This window comes from Armatimonas rosea (assembly GCF_014202505.1).
GTDB lineage: Bacteria > Armatimonadota > Armatimonadia > Armatimonadales > Armatimonadaceae > Armatimonas > Armatimonas rosea.
In genome coordinates, this window is the sequence record NZ_JACHGW010000004.1 from 445,106 (window position 1) to 466,301 (window position 21,196).

At 64.7% G+C, this 21,196-nt stretch carries 18 protein-coding genes; 12 read left to right on the forward strand and 6 right to left on the reverse strand.

The features are described 5' to 3' along the window. Positions 1–5: 5 nt before the first annotated feature. Positions 6–1,250, forward strand: a complete 1,245-nt coding sequence (locus tag HNQ39_RS21605) for a hypothetical protein (RefSeq protein WP_184201774.1) — start codon at positions 6–8, stop codon at positions 1,248–1,250. Positions 1,251–1,253: 3 nt separating this feature from the next. Then, positions 1,254–2,531: a UDP-glucosyltransferase gene (locus tag HNQ39_RS21610; RefSeq protein WP_184201777.1), complete on the forward strand. Its 1,278-nt coding sequence runs from the start codon at positions 1,254–1,256 to the stop codon at positions 2,529–2,531. On the opposite strand, the gene HNQ39_RS21615 is transcribed toward HNQ39_RS21610, so the two are convergent. Beyond that, the gene (locus tag HNQ39_RS21615) at positions 2,497–3,354 is read right to left on the reverse strand and encodes a hypothetical protein (protein WP_184201780.1); all 858 of its coding nucleotides are present in this window, start codon (positions 3,352–3,354) and stop codon (positions 2,497–2,499) included. The two genes, HNQ39_RS21610 and HNQ39_RS21615, sit on opposite strands and share 35 nt — an antisense overlap. 62 nt (positions 3,355–3,416) lie before the next feature. On the opposite strand from HNQ39_RS21615, the gene gcvT reads away from it, so the two are divergent. Genes gcvT through gcvPB form a run of 5 tightly spaced genes read left to right on the forward strand, consistent with a single transcriptional unit; the run spans position 3,417 to position 8,472 of the window. Further along, on the forward strand, positions 3,417–4,505 hold the full coding sequence (gcvT, locus tag HNQ39_RS21620; RefSeq protein ID WP_184201783.1) for a glycine cleavage system aminomethyltransferase GcvT: 1,089 nt from the start codon (positions 3,417–3,419) through the stop codon (positions 4,503–4,505). A gap of 24 nt (positions 4,506–4,529) precedes the next feature. Further along, positions 4,530–4,925, forward strand: a complete 396-nt coding sequence (gene gcvH, locus HNQ39_RS21625; protein ID WP_184201785.1) for a glycine cleavage system protein GcvH — start codon at positions 4,530–4,532, stop codon at positions 4,923–4,925. 4 nt (positions 4,926–4,929) lie between these two features. Beyond that, complete coding sequence (gcvPA, locus tag HNQ39_RS21630) at positions 4,930–6,237, forward strand: aminomethyl-transferring glycine dehydrogenase subunit GcvPA (RefSeq protein ID WP_221290215.1); 1,308 nt, start codon at positions 4,930–4,932, stop codon at positions 6,235–6,237. After that, a complete protein-coding gene (locus HNQ39_RS21635; RefSeq protein ID WP_184201791.1) occupies positions 6,225–7,010 on the forward strand; it encodes a DUF6882 domain-containing protein in 786 nt (261 codons plus the stop codon). The genes gcvPA and HNQ39_RS21635 overlap by 13 nt, the downstream gene beginning before the upstream one ends. Positions 7,011–7,014: 4 nt before the next feature. Then, a complete protein-coding gene (gcvPB, locus tag HNQ39_RS21640; RefSeq protein WP_184201793.1) occupies positions 7,015–8,472 on the forward strand; it encodes an aminomethyl-transferring glycine dehydrogenase subunit GcvPB in 1,458 nt (485 codons plus the stop codon). 288 nt (positions 8,473–8,760) lie between these two features. Here the strand turns inward: gcvPB and HNQ39_RS21645 are convergent, their stop codons facing one another. Together HNQ39_RS21645 and ppdK are read right to left on the reverse strand one after the other, a co-directional pair. After that, positions 8,761–9,009 carry a hypothetical protein gene (locus HNQ39_RS21645; protein ID WP_184201796.1) on the reverse strand — a complete coding sequence of 83 codons (249 nt, stop codon included), beginning with the start codon at positions 9,007–9,009 and terminating at the stop codon, positions 8,761–8,763. 128 nt (positions 9,010–9,137) lie between these two features. Continuing rightward, complete coding sequence (ppdK, locus tag HNQ39_RS21650) at positions 9,138–11,813, reverse strand: pyruvate, phosphate dikinase (protein WP_184201798.1); 2,676 nt, start codon at positions 11,811–11,813, stop codon at positions 9,138–9,140. Positions 11,814–11,987: 174 nt separating this feature from the next. On the opposite strand from ppdK, the gene HNQ39_RS21655 reads away from it, so the two are divergent. Further along, complete coding sequence (locus HNQ39_RS21655) at positions 11,988–13,196, forward strand: type II secretion system F family protein (RefSeq protein WP_184201801.1); 1,209 nt, start codon at positions 11,988–11,990, stop codon at positions 13,194–13,196. A gap of 4 nt (positions 13,197–13,200) precedes the next feature. Continuing rightward, the gene (locus HNQ39_RS21660; RefSeq protein WP_184201804.1) at positions 13,201–14,448 is read left to right on the forward strand and encodes a type II secretion system F family protein; all 1,248 of its coding nucleotides are present in this window, start codon (positions 13,201–13,203) and stop codon (positions 14,446–14,448) included. 316 nt (positions 14,449–14,764) lie between these two features. Here the strand turns inward: HNQ39_RS21660 and HNQ39_RS21665 are convergent, their stop codons facing one another. Together HNQ39_RS21665 and HNQ39_RS21670 are read right to left on the reverse strand one after the other, a co-directional pair. Continuing rightward, positions 14,765–15,649, reverse strand: a complete 885-nt coding sequence (locus HNQ39_RS21665) for a hypothetical protein (protein ID WP_184201807.1) — start codon at positions 15,647–15,649, stop codon at positions 14,765–14,767. A 63-nt stretch (positions 15,650–15,712) separates the two neighbouring features. After that, positions 15,713–16,318: a hypothetical protein gene (locus HNQ39_RS21670; protein WP_184201810.1), complete on the reverse strand. Its 606-nt coding sequence runs from the start codon at positions 16,316–16,318 to the stop codon at positions 15,713–15,715. A 95-nt stretch (positions 16,319–16,413) separates the two neighbouring features. Here HNQ39_RS21670 and HNQ39_RS21675 point away from each other — a divergent pair, with 95 nt between their 5' ends. Next, entirely contained in the window at positions 16,414–17,781 is a 1,368-nt protein-coding gene (locus HNQ39_RS21675) for a HEAT repeat domain-containing protein (RefSeq protein ID WP_184201813.1), read from the forward strand. Here HNQ39_RS21675 and HNQ39_RS21680 read toward each other — a convergent pair. Then, on the reverse strand, positions 17,775–19,088 hold the full coding sequence (locus HNQ39_RS21680; protein ID WP_184201816.1) for an MFS transporter: 1,314 nt from the start codon (positions 19,086–19,088) through the stop codon (positions 17,775–17,777). The genes HNQ39_RS21675 and HNQ39_RS21680 overlap by 7 nt on opposite strands. A 104-nt stretch (positions 19,089–19,192) precedes the next feature. Between HNQ39_RS21680 and HNQ39_RS21685 the strand changes: the two genes are divergently transcribed. Together HNQ39_RS21685 and HNQ39_RS21690 are read left to right on the forward strand one after the other, a co-directional pair. Further along, positions 19,193–19,720, forward strand: coding sequence for a hypothetical protein (locus tag HNQ39_RS21685; protein ID WP_184201819.1), 528 nt, complete (start codon positions 19,193–19,195; stop codon positions 19,718–19,720). After that, positions 19,717–21,195, forward strand: a complete 1,479-nt coding sequence (locus HNQ39_RS21690) for a DUF1800 domain-containing protein (RefSeq protein WP_184201823.1) — start codon at positions 19,717–19,719, stop codon at positions 21,193–21,195. Before HNQ39_RS21685 ends, HNQ39_RS21690 begins: the two co-directional genes overlap by 4 nt. Position 21,196 lies beyond the last annotated feature (1 nt).

Sequence of the window (21,196 nt, forward strand, 5' to 3'; positions counted from 1 at the left end):
ACGATATGTACGGTGTAGATGATTTTGTCCGGGCTGCCGACACGGAGCTGCGGCAGTACGATGCCCACGCCCAGCGCTTCGATAGCCTCCGCGCCAGCAATGCCGAGAAGCAGGCCGGCCTGCGCCAGCGGCTTATCGACGCACAGGCACAGCTCGCCGATGCAAGCCTCCCTGACGGCCCGACCGCGGAGAGTGTCCAGCGCCTCGCCGACCAGCTAGGAGCGCCCGCCCTGGTCTGGGGGTTTCAGGAGGTCCAAGCGCGGGGCCAGAAGATCGCCGAGCGCCTCGCCCAGCTCACGGCCAACCCGCAGTTCGCCGAGCGAGATATCAAGCTCCTGCGCCTGGAGACCGAGCTTCGGGAGGTCGAGCCGCTCTACAACGAGGCCAAGTCCGAGCGCACTCGCCTCCAGAGCCAGCCGGGTGTCCTGGAGCTCATCCGCCGGGAGTGGGGCACGCCCCGCTACCCCCACCGTGGGATCTTTCGCTTTCTCAAGTCCGAGTTTCTCCGAGACTGGAAGAACGCCGATGCCGCGGTCGCCGCGCTAAAGGCAAGAGACTTCGCGGAGATCGCACAGCGCCACGCAGACCGGGTGGAGCAAGAGTCGGTTCTGGGCGAGCGGGTCCTGCGCCTCAAGAACGAGCAAGAGGCGATCCAGGCGCTGGTCTGGGAGCACGAGAAGCTCACGGCCGAGCAGGCCGACCTGCCGCGCCAGACCCGCGCCCGCCTCGGGGAGGACCTCGCCGCCTATGCGACCGTCCGTGGCACCGACAAGCTCCCCGACCCCGAGGCGGCCAAGCGTGCGACCCTCGCCCTGGATGGGATCACCCACCAGATCTCCTACCTGGAGCAGACCCAGAGCAAGATCGACGACGACCTCACGGGGCTCTTGGAGCGGGCGGCAAAGCTGCGCGACGAGAAACTGCGCTACGAGACCGACCGCTACCGCTACCGCAACAAGAGCTTCTCTCAGGACCAGTGGGACAAGCGCTTTGGTCGCACGGGCCGCTACCAGAAGCTCGGGGACCGCTATGAGCGGGTCACCGAGGTGGTCTATGTCTACGACGACTACTACCGACCGTCGCTCCTGGAAGAGTTCCTGTGGTGGGATGTCATCACCGACGGTCGCATCGACGGCAACTTTATCCCAGAAGTGGCCGAGTACCGTGAGGTCCACCCCGACTACGCCTACGAACGCCCCGTCTACGACTCCGGCTCCTCCGACAGCTCCTGGGACCGCGACGACTCCTAGCGCATGCGCCGTGCTCCTTCCCCGCTACGGGTTCTCTTCTACGCGGTCAATGGCCTCGGGCTGGGGCACTTGACCCGGACGATTGCGATTGCACGCCAGCTACGCCGCCTGTGCTGGGCGCTGGGGGAGCCGCTGGAGGTGGCGATCCTGACCTCAAGCGAGGGCGATGGCCTCGCGCTGGTGCACGACTTTCCCGCCTTTAAGATTCCGTCGAAGAACATTGTTGCCGGAGGAGGACTGAGCGCCGCACGGTACCGAAAACTGGGCAAGCAGTGGGTCTGGAACGCAATCAACCTCTTTGCCCCTGATATCCTCGTGGTCGATACCTTTCCCGCAGGCAGCTTCCATGAGCTCTACGACGTGCTGGACCTGGGGAGCAAGAATGTCTTTGTCTGCCGCGCGATCCGGGCCGACGTGGCGACCCAGCCCGCGTTTCAGAGCGCCCTGCGCGGCTACGACAAGATTGTCCTGCCGGAAGAGGACGGCTTCAACGACACGCCGCTTCCGGAGCACGCTCGCGAGAAAGCAGTCGGGGTGCCGCCGATCTTGCTGCGCTCTGTCGAGGAGACCTACGAGCGGGCTGAGGCACGGGAGCGGCTGGGGATTCCGCTGGGTGCGACCGCGCTCTATGCCTCGACCGGTGGCGGGGGCGATAAAGACGCCGAGGCACTCTTTGAGCAGCTGGTGGCCACCGCGCGGGCGCTCCCGGAGATTCACTTTACGCTCGGTGCGGGGATGCTCTACCGGGGACGAGAGTTTCCGGCGCCCAATGTCTCCTGGACCCGGCGGCCCGTGCTGAGTGAGTGCTTTCGGGCCTTCGATGGCGCGATCACCGCGGGCGGCTTCAACTCGGTCTGGGAGCTGCTCCACAGCGGGGTCCCCTGCCTATTCCTCCCCTTGGCGCGGGGCTGGGACGACCAAGAGGCGCGGGTGGAGCGCTGTGTCGCTGCCGGCGCGGGGGTTCGCCTCAGTGGGCTCGACCCGGAGGCGATCACGGCCGGGCTCGCCGCACTGCCACGCACGATCCCGACGCTTGCGCCGCGCAACGGTGCCCTCGCCGCGGCGGAGGAGATTCTCGGGCTGGTCTTTGCCGAGGAGCGAATCGACGATGCCGCGCTCCTGTGCGATCCCGGTCCGCTCTTCGCCGCGGCGCAGCAGGGTGTCGGCGAGGAGAAGCTCCTCAAGGCCGCCGCCAAGCGCTGGAAAGACGAGCCCGAGCACTCTCCCGATGCCGCCGAGGCGCTGCTCAGCTCGCTCCTTGCGCCGCAAGAGATGCATTGAGCTGGCGGACGTAGTCGCTCTTGAGGTGCTCCGGTGCGCCGAGACCGAACTGGTGCTGCTTGCCCTGAAGATCGTTGACGGAGAGCGCCATGGCACGCGAGCCCTTTTGACGGAGTGTCGGAACCTCCAGGCTCACCCGGCTCTGGGGCCCCAGCTCGATACGCCGCTCCCGCACCCAGAACCCCAGCTTCTTGCGCAGCACCAGTGTCCTGCCAAAGAGCTCCAGGTTCTCGCTGGATGCGATCTCCAGCGCGCCTCGGGCCATCATAAATCCCACGCCAAAAAAGAGGGAGTAGAAGGCGAGCAAGAAGAGCGCCACTGGGCCAAAGGCCTTCCACATCCCCCCGATCATGAGGGTCGCATGGAAGGTGGTGAAGCTCAGCCAGGCCAGCGAGAACAGCCCCATCCCCCCCGCTGCCGCCAGGCTTCCGGGGGCGAGGGCGAGCTCCACCTTCTCAGGCACCACCGCGGTGCTCCCCAGCTCGGTGCGCGCCGCTGCCTCGGCGATCTTGGACCGGAGGTCTGTGAGGTTCACGGTACCCGAACTGCCTTGCAGGGTGCGCTTGAGAGGTTCCTCGACACTCTTGAGGTGCGCCAGCGCCTCACGCACTGTTGTTAGGAGCACCTGGTCGTCTTGAGTCGCCCAGGCACTCAGCTCCACCAAGACCCGCTCGCCGTCTTTTTGGAGCGCCTGGACGGTCTTGAGGCGCTCCTGCGGGCTCTCCGTCCCAATCTCCAGAACGGGGGCAAAGCGTGTCAGCCAGCCCTCGGCCTGGCGACGTGCTCCCAGGATATCCGTGGCAGCAGAGTAGCGTTGATCCATAATTTTATTCTTGGTTGCGAGGGGTGATTAAGACAGTCTGAAAGGGTATAATCGTCAACGGCATGAGCGAAAATTTGCGGCGTACGCCGCTCTACGAAACCCATCTACGCAGCGGAGCGCGGCTGGTCCCCTTTGCAGGCTGGGAGATGCCTGTTCAATATACCGGAGTTGTCGCGGAGGTCAAGGCGGTCCGCGAGGCAACGGGAATCTTTGATGTCAGCCACATGGGCCGCGTCTGGGTCGAAGGGCCGCAAGCCGAGGCATTTCTGGACTACCTCACGGTCAACGATGTCAGCAAGCTCACCGATGGCCAGGGTCAGTACAGCCTGATGTGCTACGAGAGCGGCGGCGTGGTCGATGACATCATTGTCTACCGCATCTCCGCCACGGGATTCTTTGTGGTGATCAATGCGGGCAACCGCGATAAGGACCTCGCCTGGATGCGCGAGAAGCTCGCGGGCTTCGATGCCACCCTCACCGACCGCTCCGACGAGACCGGGCTGATCGCGGTGCAGGGCCCCAAGGCGCTGGAGCTGCTCCGCGGGATGACCCAGGATGCGATCTGGATGGGGCGCTTTCAGATCGCGACCGTCAAGCTGGGCACGGCGGGAGTCGATCTGGCGCGCACGGGCTACACGGGCGAGGACGGTGCCGAGCTGGTCTGCCGCGCCGACCAGGCCGCCCTGCTCTGGGACTCGCTGATTGCGGCGGGAGCGCTTGCCTGTGGCCTCGGGGCGCGCGATGCCCTGCGACTGGAGGCGGCCTTGCCCCTCTACGGCCACGAGATGGACGAGACCGTGAACCCCTACGAGGCGCGCCTGGGCTGGGTGGTGAAGCTCGACAAAGCCGCGAACTTTATCGGAAAAGACGTGTTGCAAGCCGTGAAGGCGAGCGGCCCGGCGCGAAAGTGTGTTGGAATCACGCTGGAGGGCAAGGGCATCCCCCGCGAGGGCTATCCGGTCTGCGTGGTGGGCGGTGCGCCTGTCGGGCACATCACGTCGGGGACCTTCTCCCCCACCGTGGGCCGCGGGGTCGCCATGGCCCGTGTCGAGAGCGCCTACGCAAAGACGGGCACTGCCCTTGAGGTCGAGATTCGGGGAGCGCGCCATGCGGCAACAGTCGCGGCCCTGCCCTTTTATAAGAATGTCTGATATTTTTGAGCCTAGGAGAGAGTTATGTCAAACGTACCGAGTGAGCTGAAGTATTCCAAGTCCCATGAGTGGGTCAAGCTAGACGGCGATATCGCCACGGTGGGGATCACCGACCATGCCCAGGAAGAGCTGGGCGATATTGTCTATGTCGAGCTGCCTGAGGTCGGGCGCGTGCTGGCCTACGACGATGTCTTTGGGACGGTCGAGTCGGTCAAGGCGGTCTCCGAGCTCTACTCGCCGCTCGCCGGTGAGGTGGTCGCGGTCAACGAGACCCTCACCGACGATCCCGCTAACAATGGGGCGCTGATCAACTCCACACCCTACGAAGACGGCTGGATGCTCAAGATCCGTGTCTCCGACCCCGATGCCCTGGCCGAGCTGCTCGATGCCGAGGGCTACAAGAGCGAGATCGGGGAGTAGACCCGTGTCCTATATTCCCAATACCGATGCGGATCGCGCCAAGATGCTGGCGGCGGTCGGGGCGAGCTCGATCAGTGCACTCTTTGACCACCTGCCCCAAGAGGTGCGCGATGCCGCCGATTTCTCCGCGCTCCCCGATGCCCTCGATGACATCAGCCTGCGCCGGCGGCTCCTCGAGGTCTCCGGCAAGTCTGTCACCATGGACTCCCACCCGTGCTTCCTCGGGGCCGGTATCTACGACCACTTTATCCCGCCGACAGTCGGGTTTGTGACCGGGCGCACGGAGTTCTACACCGCCTACACGCCCTACCAGCCCGAGGTCTCTCAAGGTGTCCTCCAGAGCATCTACGAGTTCCAGAGCCTGATCTGCCAGCTCACCGGCATGGATATCTGCAACGCGTCGATGTACGACGGCGCGACGGCCCTCGCCGAGGGGGTCATCATGGCGGCGGACCTGACCAAGCGTCGTAAGGTCCTCCTGCCCAGCTCGCTCCACCCCGCGTTCCGCCAGGTCGTGGAGACCTACCTGGACCCGCTCGGGATCACGATCGAGACGCTCGCCCACGACCCCGCAACCGGCCAGCTTCCCGTGATGGCGGACTCCGAGGCGGCCTGTGTCGTGGTGCAGTCCCCGAACTTCTTTGGGACGATCGAGGACCTCAAGGCCCACGCCGATGCGGCTCATGCCCATGGCGCGCTCTTGGTCGCCTCGGTGGACCCAATCTCGCTGGGGATCCTGGAGACACCCGGTGCGTGCGGCGTGGACATCCTTGTCGCGGAGGGCCAAGGCCTGGGCTGCTTCCCCGCGTTCGGCGGTCCGCTGCTCGGAATCTTCTGCTGCAAGAAAGAGTACATCCGCCGCATCCCCGGCCGCATCGTGGGAGTCACCAAAGACACCGACGGCAACCGGGGCTTTGTGATGACCCTCCGCACCCGCGAGCAGGACATCCGCCGCGATACCGCCACGAGCAATATCTGCACCAACCAGGCGCTCTTTGCCCTGGCCGCGACGGTCTACCTGGCGAGCTTTGGCAAGCAGGGAATGAAGGAAGTGGCGACTCTCTGCGTCCAGAAAGCCCACTACGCCGCTGAGCAGCTCGCCAGCCTTCCGGGCTTCTCGCTTGTCTTCTCGGGGGCGTTCTTCAAGGAGTTTGTGATCCAGTGCCCGAGCGATCCCGTGGCACTGAACAAGAAGCTCCTCGCGGCGGGGATTCTTGGGGGCCTGCCGCTCCCGGGAAACCAGATGCTTGTCTGTGTCACGGAGCAGCGCTCCAAGTCTGAGATCGACCAGCTAGTGGAATGCCTTCGCTAAAGCTCGAGGACCACGCGTTTCGCCTGCTGGAGCATGAGCAGACCGCGCTGGCGTTTCTGAACCGCACCGCGCACTCGTGGGTGTGGGAGCTCGACCTGCCCGGAGGGGAGATTCTCTTCCGGGAGCCAGGCACCGGGCGGATCTTGTTCTCGTCGGCGGTCAAGCTGGTGGGCACCTACGACCAGCAGGCGGAGGCCTTTCGCTTTGGCTGGGCCAACCCCGATATTCCCGAGGACTGGAAGTGTGTCTCGGGGCTAGGGCGCTTGCGTGTGACCGCACGCGGCGCGGGCTTGGAGATCTTCGACTCGGTCGAGCCCGTCACGCTCCGCACGCCCACTCAGGCGCAGGGCTGGGCGGTTGCCTGCGCGGGCTACCTCAAGGCCTTCTTTGTCTTCGAGGCGCGTCAAGACGGCAAGACCCAGCTCCTCGCCGTGGACTTTTTCCCCGATGCGGGGCTGATCGAGCGCGACGTGCATCTTGCGGCGCACGTGATTGAGGAAGGCAAGCTGCGCTTCTCGATGAACCACAAAGAGGCCGTGGTCGCCTACCTGGGAACCCCCAGCGGCGCGGGCGGCTCGAACCTGGCCGACGAGACGTTCTTCTGGGAGCTGGGAGGCAGCCAGCTTCGGATTCAGTTTGCGCACCACGGCCAGATCATCAGCATGAATGTCAGCACCCCCGAGCCCCCCGCCGCACTCGTGCCCGAGACTCCCAGCACCCCCGAGCGCAAGCCCGGCCTGCTCACACGACTCTTTGGAAAACGTAACGGATAACACTATGGAACAAACAATCTTTGAACTCTCTCGCCCCGGCCGTGTGGGTGTCCGCATGCCCGCTTGCGATGTGCCGACCAAGCCGCTGGAGGCGCTCTTGCCTGGGGTCGCCCTGCGCGACGAGCTCCCGCTACCCGAGCTCTCCGAGCCGGAGGTCGTGCGGCACTTTGTGCGTATCTCGAACCTGAACTACTGCGTCGACAAGGGCCTCTACCCGCTGGGCTCCTGCACGATGAAGTACAACCCCAAGATCAACGATGTCGCCGTGAACATGCCCGGCTTCGCCCGCGTGCACCCCTACCAGCCGGAGGAGACCGCACAGGGCGCGATCGAGGTGCTCTACGAGATGCAGAGCTGGCTCTCGACGATCCTGGGCATGGACGCGGTCAGCCTCCAGCCCGCCGCGGGTGCCCACGGTGAGCTGCTCGGGCTGATGCTGATCCGCGCCTACCATGTCCACCGCGGCGATGGCGAGACCCGGCGTCTCGTGCTGGTTCCCACGGCTGCTCACGGGACCAACCCGGCATCGGCGGCGCGCTGTGGCTACAAGGTGGTGGATGTCAAGACCAATGAGCGCGGCCTGACCGATCTTGAGCACCTCAAGGAGCAGCTCGCCAAGAACGAGGGGCATATCGCGGGCTTCATGCTCACCAACCCCAACACGGTCGGGCTGTTTGAGGAGGAGATTCTCGAGATCTCGCGCCTGGTCCACGAGGCGGGCGGGCTGATGTACTGCGACGGTGCGAACATGAACGCGCTGGTGGGGACGGTGCGCCCCGGCGACATGGGCTTCGATGTGATGCACGTCAACCTGCACAAGACCTTCTCGGTCCCCCACGGCGGCGGCGGCCCCGGCTCCGGCCCGGTGGGCGTGAAGAAGATCCTGGAGCCGTTCCTCCCCGTGCCGATGGCGGTCAAGAACGACGACGGCACGTTCTCGTTGGACTCAGACCGCCCGCTCTCCATTGGCAAGGTCGGGCCGTACGCGGGGGCCTACCTTGCGGTGGTGCGCTCCTTTGCCTACCTGCTGCACTACGGTCGCGAGAAGCTGCCGCAGATCAGCGAGAACAGCGTCCTGAATGCGAGCTACCTTAAGGCCAAGCTCTCCAAGACCTTCGCGGTGGCCTACGACCGGCCCTGCATGCACGAGGCGGTCTTCTCCCTGGAGCGGCTGAAGAAGGACTACAATGTCAAGGCGCTGGATGTCTGCAAGCGCATTATCGACTACGGCTTCCACCCCCCGACCATGTACTTCCCGCTGATCGTCCCCGAGTGTCTGATGATCGAGCCCACGGAGTCGGAGAGCATGGAGACCCTGGATGCGTTTGTGGAGGCGCTGGAGGCGATCGCGCAAGAGGCCGCCGACACCCCCGCCCTGGTGCAGGGCGCGCCCTACACCGCCCCGGTCAAGCGCCTCGACGAGCCCTTTGCCGCACGTAACCTGGATGTCGCCTGGAAATAACCCGGCTTCGTCGTAATGCAATGCCCCGCGCCGGTCTTGGCGCGGGGCGTTTTTCGTCTTGGGTGGGGCGCATAAATTCGGGCGGCGTTTGTGTTCGGGCGGCTAAAGCGGCCCGCTGTTACGGCAAGACCCATGAATGGGCCTACGGAGTGGGCGGAGTGCTTGCGGGTTTCGGCCCGTGCTTCTTGTCCGGCACGGAAATCGTGCGGCAAGCCAGGATGGAAATCATCCGGCTATGGGGCGCTTCGCGCCGCCTCCTCGTCCCTCGTCGGTACAAGTGTTGTGTCACTAAAATTTGAGCGAAGCGAACGGCCGAAGGCCCCATAGCCCGACGATCTCCGTCGAGGCTACCCCGCCGTCCCCGCCGCAGCGCCCCCCGGCTTCGGCCCCCACTTCTTGTACTCGCGCGTCCTCGATCTGCGCGGTGGCATCCTGCGCGGCGGCGGCTTCGTGTTCCACCGGGCGGCTAAAGCGGCCCGATGTTTCGACAAGCAGGCTAAAGCCCGCTCGGCTCTGGTGCGTAATCGTGAGGCCCATTTATGGGTCTTGTCGCATCAGCGGGTCGCTTTAGCCACCCGGTGAAAAACGCAAAGCAGAAAGGCCGAAGGCAATTGCCTCCGGCCCTTCCTTATTGTCCCCCCGTCGGACGGGGGCTAGGGGGTAACCTACTTGTCGCTGACGCCCTTGCCGAGTGCGGCTTGTGCAGCGGCTAGGCGGGCGATGGGGACGCGGTACGGGGAGCAGCTGACGTAGTTCAGGCCGATCTTGTAGCAGAACTGAACCGAGGTCGGCTCGCCGCCGTGCTCGCCACAGATTCCCAGCTTGATGTCAGGCCGCACCGACCGCCCCTTGGCAATCGCGATCTTCATCAGCTCACCGACACCGGTCTGGTCGATCGACTCGAACGGGTCGCCGGGCAGGATCTTGTGCTCGACATACGGGCGCAGGAACTTATCGGAGTCATCGCGGCTGAACCCAAAGGTCATCTGGGTCAGGTCGTTGGTTCCGAAGCTAAAGAAGCTCGCCTCGACCGCGATCTCATCGGCGGTCAGAGCGCCACGCGGCACCTCGATCATCGTCCCGAACTGGTAGGGAATCTCGACTCCCTGCTCGGCGACAACCTTCTGCGCGGTGGCTTCCAGGCGATCCTTCACGAACTTCAGCTCATTGACATGCCCGACCAGCGGGATCATGATCTCGGGGACAGCCTGGCCGCCCGCCTTGATCACCGCCGCGGCTCCCTCAAGGATAGCGCGGGTCTGCATCTCGACAATCTGCGGCATGTAGATCGAGAGGCGGACGCCACGGAGGCCCATCATGGGGTTGATCTCGTGCATCGACTCAATCGCGGCCAGCAGGGTAGCCTTCTCCGCCACGGTCGCGCCGGTTGCGCCACGGTTGAGCAGCTCGCGCAGCTCGGCGGCGACCTCACCCGCGTGGGGCAGGAACTCATGGAGCGGCGGGTCGATCAAGCGGATGGTCGCCGGGCGGCCACCGAGCGCCTCAAAGATGCCCTTGAAGTCCTCGCGCTGGAACACCAAGAGATCGTCGAGAGCCTTCTGGCGCTCGGCATCGTTCTTGGCAAGGATCATGCGCTGGACCACAGGGCGACGCTCGCCCTCGAAGAACATGTGCTCGGTGCGGCACAGCCCGATTCCCTCGGCGCCCAGCTTGATAGCAAGCTCGGTATCGGCGGGGGTATCGGAGTTGGCGCGGACACCGAACTTGCCGCGGAACTCATCGGCCCAGCCCAGGAACTCGCCGAAGTCGCCGGTCATCTTGGCCTCTTCGACCGGAACCTGGCCCTCGATCACCTCACCGGCGGCACCGTTGAGGGAGATAAAATCGCCCTCTTTAATGACCTGCCCGGTGGCATGGACAATAAACGATGTCTCCGAGACCGCGATCTCAGAACACCCCGCGACCGTCGGGATACCAAAGCCACGGGCCACGAGAGCGGCGTGGGAGGTCATCCCACCGCGCTCGGTCAGGACACCCTGGGCGGCCAGCATTCCCTTGAGGTCATCGGGGTTGGTGTCGGCGCGCACCAGAATGACGCGCTGACCGGCTCCGCCCTTGCCCAGCTCGGCAGCCTTATCGGAGGAGAAGACCGCGATACCAGTGGCGGCACCGGGGCCAGCGGGCAGGCCCTTGGCGATCACCTTGTACTTGGCGTTGGCAGGGATCACCGGCAGGAGGCACTGGGTCAAGAGATTAGGCTCGACACGGGCAATCGCCTCTTCCTTGGTGATCAGGCCCTCTTTGACATGGTCCACCGCGATCTTCACGGCGGCGGGGCCGGTGCGCTTACCGGAGCGGCACTGGAGGATAAAGAACTTGCCATGCTCGATGGTGAACTCGATATCCTGCATGTCCTTGTAGTGCTTCTCAAGAATCGCACAGGTGTCCTCGAACTGCTTGTAGATCTCGGGGTTGGCCTTCTGCAGCTCGGAGATGGGCATGGGGGTGCGCACACCGGCCACGACATCCTCGCCCTGGGCGTTCATCAGGTACTCGCCAAAGATCACGTTCTCACCGGTCGAGGCGTTGCGGGTGAAGGCAACACCGGTGCCACAGTCGTCGCCCTGGTTTCCAAAGACCATCGCCTGGACATTGACCGCGGTCCCGATGGAGTCGTCGATCTTCTCCTTGCGGCGGTAGATAAAGGCGCGCTCGTTGTTCCAGGAGCGGAAGACCGCCTCGACGGCAGCGGTCAGCTGCGCGATCGGGTCCTGCGGGAACGGCGAGCCGGTCTGCTTCAGCACGTGGGCCTGGTACTCGGCGCAGAGCTCCTTGAGGCTCTCGGCGGGCACTTCCAGGTCCTCTTTCACCCCAAGGCGCGCCTTCAGGTCGTAGAACTTGTGCTCGAAGTCATGCTTGGTGATGTGGTCGAACTTATCGGAGAAAGCCACATCGGAGAGCATCATGATAAAGCGGCGGTAGGAGTCGTAGACAAAGCGCGGATCGGCGACCTTGACATACTCCTCGACAATCGCATCGTTGAGGCCAAGGTTGAGAACCGTGTCCATCATTCCGGGCATCGAGAACTTCGCCCCAGAGCGCACCGAGAGAAGAAGCGGGTTCTTCACATCACCAAAGGTCTTGCCCAGCTGCTTCTCGACATCGGCCAGCGCGGCCTTCATCTCCTCGAGGAGACCGGCGGGGAGCTTGCGGCCCTCCGCGTAGTAGTCGGTACAGACTTCGGTCGTAATCGTAAAGCCAGGGGGAACGGGCAGTCCGATATTGGTCATCTCAGCGAGGTTTGCACCCTTACCGCCGAGGAGATCACGCATGCTCTTGTCACCATCACGGAAGAGCCAGACACGCTTCTGTGTCGCCATAGGTCAACTTTTCTCCGGGTTAAAATTCGTAAAAATGCCGCGCTAGCTGAGCTCACAAAGGAAGCCTTCTCCGGCGCGGCAAAAACCTTCGGATTATACCCCGAATGCAAGAGATCAACCACCCGTAACGAATGCGCGGTAAATTTCGTCCATACGTTACAATAGGTACACACCATGCCCATCTTTCGCTACGAAGCCCACGAGCCCACCGGCCGCGTCCTACGCGGCGCGATGGACGCCCAGAGCCCACAGGAGGTCGAGGCGCGTCTCGCGGGCAAGGGCTACACCCAGGTTGTCGTGCAGAGCAGCGTACACGCCCCCGCCCCCACAAGTGGGGGAGCCGAGGTGTCGGGAATCACGCCGGCTGCCAAGGCCGAGGACCTGGGGCTGTTCTTTCGCCAGCTCGGCGCGCTGCTCCATGCAGGGATGACTCCGGGGGCGGCACTCGCTAACCTCGCGCCCCGCACGGCCAACCCGGCACTCAAGGCGGCGGGGCTGGAGATGGCACGCAGTGTCTCCAACGGGATCTCCTGGGCCACCGAGCTCGCCCGCACCAACGGCCTGATCCCCGAGCACATGGTCGGGCTGGTCGCGGCGGGAGAGGCGGGTGGCTTCTTGCCCTTCTCCTGCGAGGAAGCGGCCCTGAGTGCGGAGCAAGACGCCGCCCTGCGCCAGGGGCTCGGCTGGGTGCGCTTTTTGATCTGGCAGAGTGTCTGGTCGATCTTGCTCTTTCAGCCGCTCTTTCCCAGTATCGACACGAAGCACTTCGAGGACATCAAGGGCCACGCGCTGACCTACCTCAAGTGGCAGGCCTTTCTCTGTGTCCCACTGGGGATCGCGCTGCACCTCGGGGCCTACCTCGGGGGCAAGTGGTGGGCCAGCCCCGCCGGTGCCCACACCCGGGACTCCCTCTCACTACGGATTCCCGTGATGGCCAAGCTCCACCGCGCCCGCGCCCTTGCCAGCTTCACCCGCGTGCTCTCGCGCCTGCTCCGCGCCGGCGTGGACTCGTCCACGGCGTATGAAGCCGCCGCCCGCTCGGCCCCCAACTCGGTCCTGCGTGCCCAGCTCCTGCGTGGCCTCCCCGAGATTCGCGCCGCACGGGGCCTCGATGCCGCCATCCTCGCCACGGGCCTGATGGACCACGACCCGATCCAGCTCCTGGTCACCGGCCAGCAGACCGGCCAGCTCACCGAGACCCTGGACCAAGTGACCGCGCTCTACCAAGAGGAGGCCGCCCGCGCCACCGACCAGGCGCGCAAGGCCCAGAAACAGCTGGCCGGGATCATCACGCTTGTCTCCATGGGCTATGTCACGATCCTGGCGACCTATTACATAATGAAGATGAGCTTCCAGGTCGCCGATGGAATCGCGCCCGAGTAACCTTATGCCAACGTACTCCTACCACGCCAAAGACAACGAAGGTCGCCAGATCTCCGGGCTGATCGAGGCTGTCAACCCCAGCCTCGCTGCCGCCTCGCTCCGGGAGCAGGGACTCTTTCCCAGCAAGATCGAACAGGCTCCCCCCGGCACGACCTACGACCACTCGCTCCCCCCGACCCCCAATCCGCAGCGCCCTCTCTCCCCGGACCGGCCAACGCGCGTGGACCCCGCCCCGTTCATGGTGGCGGTCCCCCTCTCCGAGCTGGCGATGTTCTACCGGCAGTTTGCCACCCTCCTGCGCTCCGGGGTCCCGCTCTTGCAGTCGCTCCATGCGCTGGAGAACCAGACCAAGAACACGCGCCTCAAGCAGATCCTGCGCGAGTGCCAGGCCGCGATCGCCAGCGGTGCCCCGCTCTCCCGGGTGATGGACAACTACCCCGCGGTCTTTACGGCGATGCAGGTAGAGCTGGTCCGCGCCGGGGAGACCGGCGGCATGCTGGAGGCGATGTGCAACCGCCTCGCCGACTATTTAGAGCGCGAGATCGAGATCCGGCGCAAGCTCTCCCGCGAGACCCTCTACCCCAAGATCGTGCTCTCGCTCGCCGGGCTTGTCTACCTGATTATCAAGTGGACCCAAGCCGGTATGGGGGCGTCGGGGTCGGCGGTCGTGGCGGCAAAGGTGCAGTTTGCGGTGATTGTCGCGGTGACCCTCGCGGGGCTGTGGTGGCTGGGGCGCTTCCTGAACCAGTTTCCGGCCTTTGGCGCGGCGTGGGACAACTTCAAGATGTTTATCCCCGGTGTGGGAGGAGTCGCACGGCGCTACGCCACGGCCCGCTTCTGCCGTGCACTCGGGGCGCTGTTTGCAGGCGGCATTAATATTGTCCGTGCGGTCGAGATCGCGGGCCGCGCCTGTGGCAACCGGGCGATCGCCCAGGCGATGCTCGACGGGGTCCCGCTGCTGATGTCGGGCCAGGGAATCGGGGCGGTGCTGGCGCAGTCGGGCGTGCTCTCTCCCATCGCGGTGCAGATGGCGCGCACAGGCGAGGCGACGGGCAGCCTCGACGACATGCTGGCCCGTGTCGCGGACTTTCTGGAGTCCGAAGCAGATATGAAGGCCCACCGCCTGGCAACGGTACTAGGGGTGGTGGCGATCTTAGTGGCCGCGGTGGTGGTGCTGATGATCGCGATCCAGGCCTACATGGGAGTCGCAAATCAGGCGATGAGTGCGGGCGACGGGGGCGGGGGAGATTAGCCTTCCCCCACTCGGTTGGGGACATGAAAAAAAGATGAAACTTTTTTATCGGGAACCCTTGACATAATCTTTAGCGTACGTTATAGTTTCGGCGTGTGATCTCCTTTTCTCTCCACGTGCTGTGGAAGCGGTCAGTCAATTAGATTGACCGCTTTTTTTTGTCTCGCCCCCGTTAGAGGGGGGCGTCTCGCTGTCGTCGCAAGCTCCGACACGAAGGCCTCCGGCCATACCAAGTTTATTCGGTTATGGCCGAAGGCCTTCCCAGCCATAGGCTCGTTGACGCCCCGCTCTAACCGGGGCGATCTCCGACGCGATTCTAAATCTCGGCGAGTGAGCGGGTCATCAGGCTCCGGCAGAGCGACTGGGTCCCCGTGTGGGCAAAGTAGTCCGTGTGGGTGTCGATCAGCGCCGCGACCACGTCCATCTTGCCATCCAGACCATCGATGCGCCCCTTCAGGCTCTCGTAGATATTCTCGGGGGTGAGGCCGTGCTGCTGGACAAAGCTACCGATCCAGCCCGAGACCGAGCCAAAGGTCTGCCCGATAAAGCCCAGCTGCCCCAGGGTATCGCCGCCGGGGATCATGGACTTGAGCGCGTTGAAGGTCTGGTTGCCCTCTAGATGGCCCGCTGAGAAGCCGCGCAGGCTACTGTCCACTTTATCGAGGAAGTCCGGCCCCAGCGGGAGGAGCCCATCGAAGGTCACCAGCGCCGCCATACGGATCAGCGAGTCGTGCTCAAACTGGCCCAGGGCGGCCACAAAGTCCCCGATCGAGTCGCCGGGGAGACCGTTGACATAGGTAAATGCCGTCAGCTCCGCGACGATCTTCACCGTCAGGTCGATTGTCTGCGTGACTTCGTCGTTGGGAGTGAGCTTCTCCAGAAACTTCAGCGCGGAGAAGCGCGCCCCGAGCTGGTGGGCAAGCGAGACATTGCCCAGCTTGTGGTCGGTGGAGTCGACCGCCTGGTAGATCCACAGCGCGCGCTGGTAGCCCTCGCCCGGATCGGCAAAGAGCGCGAGCGAGCGGTCCGAGACCTGCTGGAGAATCCCGGGGTCGGTCTCCCCGGTGTAGGCGGAGAGCATGTTCTCAAAGCCCACCACATTCTCCCACTGCCCCGGGGCAACCCAGTCGAGTGCCTTCAGCGCCCCAATCGTGATCCCCGCTGTCGGCAGGCGATCCGCATAAACATTAATTGCTTCCATATTCGTTACTTTCTACCCCCTTCGCTTGCCGGAGGGGGTCGCCGTCTCAGCGGCGGGGGGAGGTTACTTAAGCCCCGCAAGCCCCGCGAGGTCGAACTTCTCCACCCAGCTCTGTAGGTCTGAGTCGCTGAGGGTGGGGCCACTGGCACGCACCTTGACCTGGTAGCGATCCCCCACCAGCACGGCGATCCCGCTCATGCCATCGTTGGTGGCCGGGTTGCCCGCGACGCTACGTCCTGCGCTCTTGAACTTATCGCGTGCACTGGGATTGCCCGCCGTGTCGCTGATCGAGAGAGTCGCGACCGTCTTGCCGTCCTTGGTGAGGTTGGCCAGCGATGTCCCGTTCTTCTCCTGGGTGAAGATTCGCTTAAAGCCATCGGAGTCGCCGGGGAAGAACTTATTGAGGGCGCTGCCGGGGACGGGCTTCGACGGTAGAACCAGGGTCCCGACAGAGCCCGCAGACGAGGCACTGGTCGCACTCCCCCCACCGGCACGCACGGCACGAGGGTCGGGGGGCAGGTCCGGCAGGCCCGCGGGTCGTCCCGCAGGGGCGGTCTGTGCAGGCGGAGCGGGTGGCGGTGCGCTCGACTGCGGGCTGGGACAGCCCATCAGGGGGAGTGTCGTCAGCGCTGCCAGGGCAACGAGAGCGAGTTCAGACTTGAGGCGCATGGGAAAATCCTTTGAATCTTTCAGAGCGAGGTTTCGCAAACAGATTATATACGACCGTCGCCCACTTCTTGTTCCGTTTGGGTATAACCAATTCCATGACGACCACGCAGCGCCAGCAGTTCTTCACCGACGGCTATGTCAGCCTCCACCCCGAGCTTCCCGCCGCGCTCCACGCCCGCATCCGGGAGCGCCTCGCCTTCGTCCTCAAGCAGGAGTTCAATCCGGGCAACAATATCCTTCCCGCGGTCCCCGAGCTCCAGCAGGTCCTGGACTCCCCCGAGCTTGTCGCCGCCCTGACCGAGGTGCTGGGCGAGGGCTATGTCCTGCACCCCCACCGCTTCTGTCACAACAACGAGCCCGCACAGCAGACCGACGACGGCCTGAAGGCGGGCGCAGGCACCCATGCCTATATCGGGTGGCACCAGGACTCCCACAGCCCCCTTGCGCGCCCGCGGCACCACGCCTGCCGCTATGCCATGGTGCTCTACTACCCCCAGGACACGCCCAAGGAGCTTGGGCCGACCCAGCTGATCCCCGGCACCCAGTTCCACCGCACCCTCACCGAGGCCGACTACGCGCGCGGCTTCCAGGCGGCGGGACCTGCGGGAACCTGCACGCTGGTGCACTTCGATATCGCCCACGGCGGCTCCCTCAACCTCACCGACCAGACCCGCTACATGGTGAAGCTTGTCTTTGTGCGCACCCAGGAGCCGGAGTCCTTTGACCTGCCGACCCAGCCCGCACCGGAGCCGTCGGAGATACCAAGCCTCATCGCCGCGCTCAATGGCCCCCACCCGGCACGCCTTCAGGCGATCTACGCCCTCGCCGCCGCGGGGGAGCCCGCGGTCGCGCCGCTCTGCGATGCCCTAGCAAGTCGCACGGAGAGTGGCTGGCACGAGGGCGCGGTGGTCATGGACGATACCGCCTATGCCCTCGCCGCGCTGGGGACGCCGGCCCTTCCTGGGCTACTCGCGCTCCTGGAGAGCCCGTCGGAGTGGGTACAGATGAACGCGATCTTTGCCCTGGGCGAGCAAGGCAGGAAGGCACGTGCCGCCGCGCCCGCTCTCCTCGAGAAGCTCTCGCATCCGTCGCACGCCATTGTCCGCACCGCTCTCGATGCCCTGGGGCAGGTCGGTGCCGAGGAAGCGGCCCTCCTCCCTGAGCTGCGTCGCCTGCTCCTCACCGACAACGCCGTGTGGCAGGAGCCGCTCTACCGCACGTGGACCGGGGAGAACCAAGTGCGGGTCAATGCGATCATGGCCCTGCTCAAGCTCGGCTGGCACTCCGATGCCGTCATTGACTTGGTCATCGCGGCCCTGAACGACCCCTGCGGCTATGTCGGCGGCTTTGGGCTCGAGATTCTGGAGCGCTCCGGGAAGCCCGAAGCGCTCCGCACGGCGCTGCACTACCTCAAGGCACACCGCTGGGACAACACACTCGGCAAGGGAGTCCGAACCTACTGATCCTCGGTCTCGGCGCTACGGCGAGCCAGGAGCGGAACGACAACCCCGGCGAAGAGACCGCCGGCGAGAACAAAGCCCGCCAGGAGGAGCAGGCTGCTTAGGAAGCTATCCGAGCCCGCCTTTACCTGGCCAAAGAGCTTGGGGCCGGCAAAGCCCGCCAGGTTCCCCACGGAGTTGATCATCGCCAGGCCGGCCGCGACATAGACCCCGCGCAAGAACTGCGGGGGCACGGCCCAGAACGGTCCCAGAGTCGACCACATCCCCGCCGCCGCCACCGAGAGGCAGACCAGCGAGCCCCACAGCGGCATGAACGCCTGCCCTGAGAGCGCCAGCCCGACCGAGCCAATCACCGCAGGAACCGCGATATGCCAGCGCCGCTCGTTGGTCTTGTCGGAGTGCCAGGCATTGACCACCATCGCGACCCCCGCCGTGAAGTACGGGATCGCGGTGAGCTGCCCGACACGGGTATTGTCGCCGCCACTCATGGTCTTGAGGAGCTGGGGGAGCCACATCGTGATCCCGTACATCCCAAAGACCAGCAGGAAGTAGACCCCACACCACATCCAGACACGCGAGTCTTTTACCAGCTTGAGGAGCACCGCGTTGTCGTGGCTATCCGCCACCGAGACCGGCTTGCCAAACTCCAGCTCCTCCACGCGCAGACGCTCCTCAATGACCTCGCGCTCCTCTTGGGTGAGCCACTTCGCATCCTTGGGGCCATTGGGCAGGTACGCCAGCACCACAAAGCCAATCAGCATCGCGGGGACCCCCTCCAAAACAAAGAGCCACTGCCAGGGCTGCATAGCCGGGAGCGCCTTCGCCTTGTCGAGGATCCAGCCCGAGAGCGGCCCGCCAAAGGTCAGCGCGACCGCGTTTGCGGTCATGAATAGTGCGATCACCCGCGCCCGCTCTTTCCGCGTGAACCAGAAGGTTAGGTAGAGCAAGACCCCTGGGAAGAAGCCCGCCTCGGCGACCCCCAGCATAAACCGGAAGAAGTAGAAGGTCACCGCACTGCTGGAGAGCGCCATGAGGGCGGAGATCAGCCCCCAGGTAATCATGATCCGGGTGATCCACATCCGCGCCCCAACCTTGCGCAGGATCAGGTTCGAGGGGACTTCAAAGAGAAAGTACCCAAAGAAGAAGATCCCCGCCCCACTGGCAAAGATCGCCTCACTAAACCAAGAGACATCCTTCATCTCTAGCTTGGCAAAGCTAACATTGACCCGGTCGATGTAGGCAATCACGTAGAGAAAGAAGAGAAAGGGAATCAGGCGCAGCGCGGCTTTCCTGACAGCAGGGTGTTCCATGGGGTCAGTGTTCGACAGGCAGGTGTGAGAAACCTCCCAGCAGACGCTGTAACAAAGCGTTTCTCTGCGGTATCCTCAGAACCAGAACAACGGAGGAACTGCAAATGACAAACGGAGATGTGCTTGCCTACATTTCTCTACTGGCCGCGATCTTAGTGACACTCTGGGCCGCGATCTTGACCGTGGGGCTGGTGTTCTCAGCCAAGACCCAGCACGCGGCGCAGCTACTGGAGCGGGCACCGGGACGTGCCCTGGGAACAGGAGCGGGCCTCGGGCTCCTCGGGGTGGGGCTGGGGATCGTGCTCCTCAATAGTAAGAATGGCCTCGGAATGCTGATCGGCTGGGTGCTCCTGGCCATCACCCTCAGCATCGCGATGATCGGGAGCGCGGGGCTGGCTCGCGTGATGAGTGGGCGGATGCAGCACCTCGCCCCCACCCAGAGCGCCCTGACCACCCTCGCCCGCGGGGGAGCCCTCCTGATCGCCGCAGGGGCACTTCCCGCGGTGGGCTGGATTCTCTTCTTCCCCCTCCAGCTCTTCGCGTCGCTGGGAGCCGGTTTCCAGGCGCTGACCGCCCGTGAGCGCCTCCCCTACGAGCAGCCCGCGCCCCAGCCCCAGCCCCACCAGCAATGAAACGACGAGCACTCCTCCTAGGGGCAGGCCTTGCGAGCGCGGCGCTCACGGGCTGCCGTAGCGAAAAATCCGGCGAGGGGCCGCTACGGGAGGCACTGCGGGACCTGCGCGATCCCCGCCCCCGTGTCCGCACGAGCCCTCGCCCCCCGCTCCGCCCGATCGGCGATGCGCAGCTGCTCAACCGCGCCGCGTTTGGGCGGTCGCTACAGGACCTGGAGAGCCTGGAGCGCCTGGGAAAGGACGCCTGGCTCGCCGAGCAGCTCAAGGCCCCCACACACGACGACGACGAGTCGCTGGCGCTACGCTGGCGGCTCAATGGGCTCGAGGTCTTTCGGACGCCCGCCTACGAGCTCCGCGACACGCCGCAGAAGATGGTCCTGGAGCAGCTCTCTCGTAGTGCCATTCTGCGCGCAACCTACTCCAAGTGGCAGCTCCGCGAGCGCCTCTGCGACTTCTGGGCCAACCACCTCAATATCTACGCCCGCAAGGTCTACTCCGCGCCGCACCGCAATAATGTCTCCGCAGAGCTGATGTACCTCCTCCCCACCGATCTCAAGACGGTCGTGCGTGCCAATGCACTGGGAAGAGTCCACGATGTCATCGGGGCGTCGATGAAGTCCTCCGCGATGCTGGGCTACTTGGACCAGCAGGTCAGCGATGCGCGCCACCCCAACGAGAACTACGCCCGCGAGCTTTTGGAGCTGCACACGCTCGGGGTGGACGGCGGCTACTCCCAGCGCGATGTGATGGAGGTCGCCCGCTGCCTGACCGGCTGGACCATCGAGGACCGCTTTCTCTCCGGTCGGAAACTCACCGATGGCCTCTCCCACCGCCAGACCGGCGCGGTCTACTTCGACCCGCACCGCCACGACGACGGCGAGAAAGTGGTGCTGGGCGAGAAGATCCCGGCGGGCGGCGGCGAGAGCGATGCCACCCGCGTGCTGGAGATCGTCCTAAAGCACCCGTCGGCGGCGCGCTTTCTCTCCCGCAAGCTGGTCCACTACTTCTACGGCGACGATGCCCAGGCCGAGGCGCTGACCGCAAAAGTGGGCGAGACCTACACCAAGACCGATGGCTCGATCCGTGCGATGGTGGAGACCCTGCTGAAGTCACCGGAGCTGGAGCACGCCCCGCCGATCCTCAAGCGGCCCTTTGACTTCACGGTCTCCGCGCTCCGCGCCACCAACGCCCTCACCGATGGCAGCCAGGGTGTGCAGGAGCACCTCACTCGTATGGGGCAGCCGCTCTACGAGTGGCCCATGCCCGATGGCTACCCTGAGAAGACCCAGGCCTGGACTGGCTCGCTCCTGGCGCGGTGGAACTTCGCCAACGCGCTCACGTCGGGCGGGGTGGCCGCAACCCAGGTCGACCAAGAGGCGGCTAGCACCCTGCTCGCGCCCCTCCCCGCGTTTTCCGGCAAGCCCGAGGAGCGCCTCGCCCTCGCGCTTTCCTCACCCGAGTTTCAGTGGAGATAGA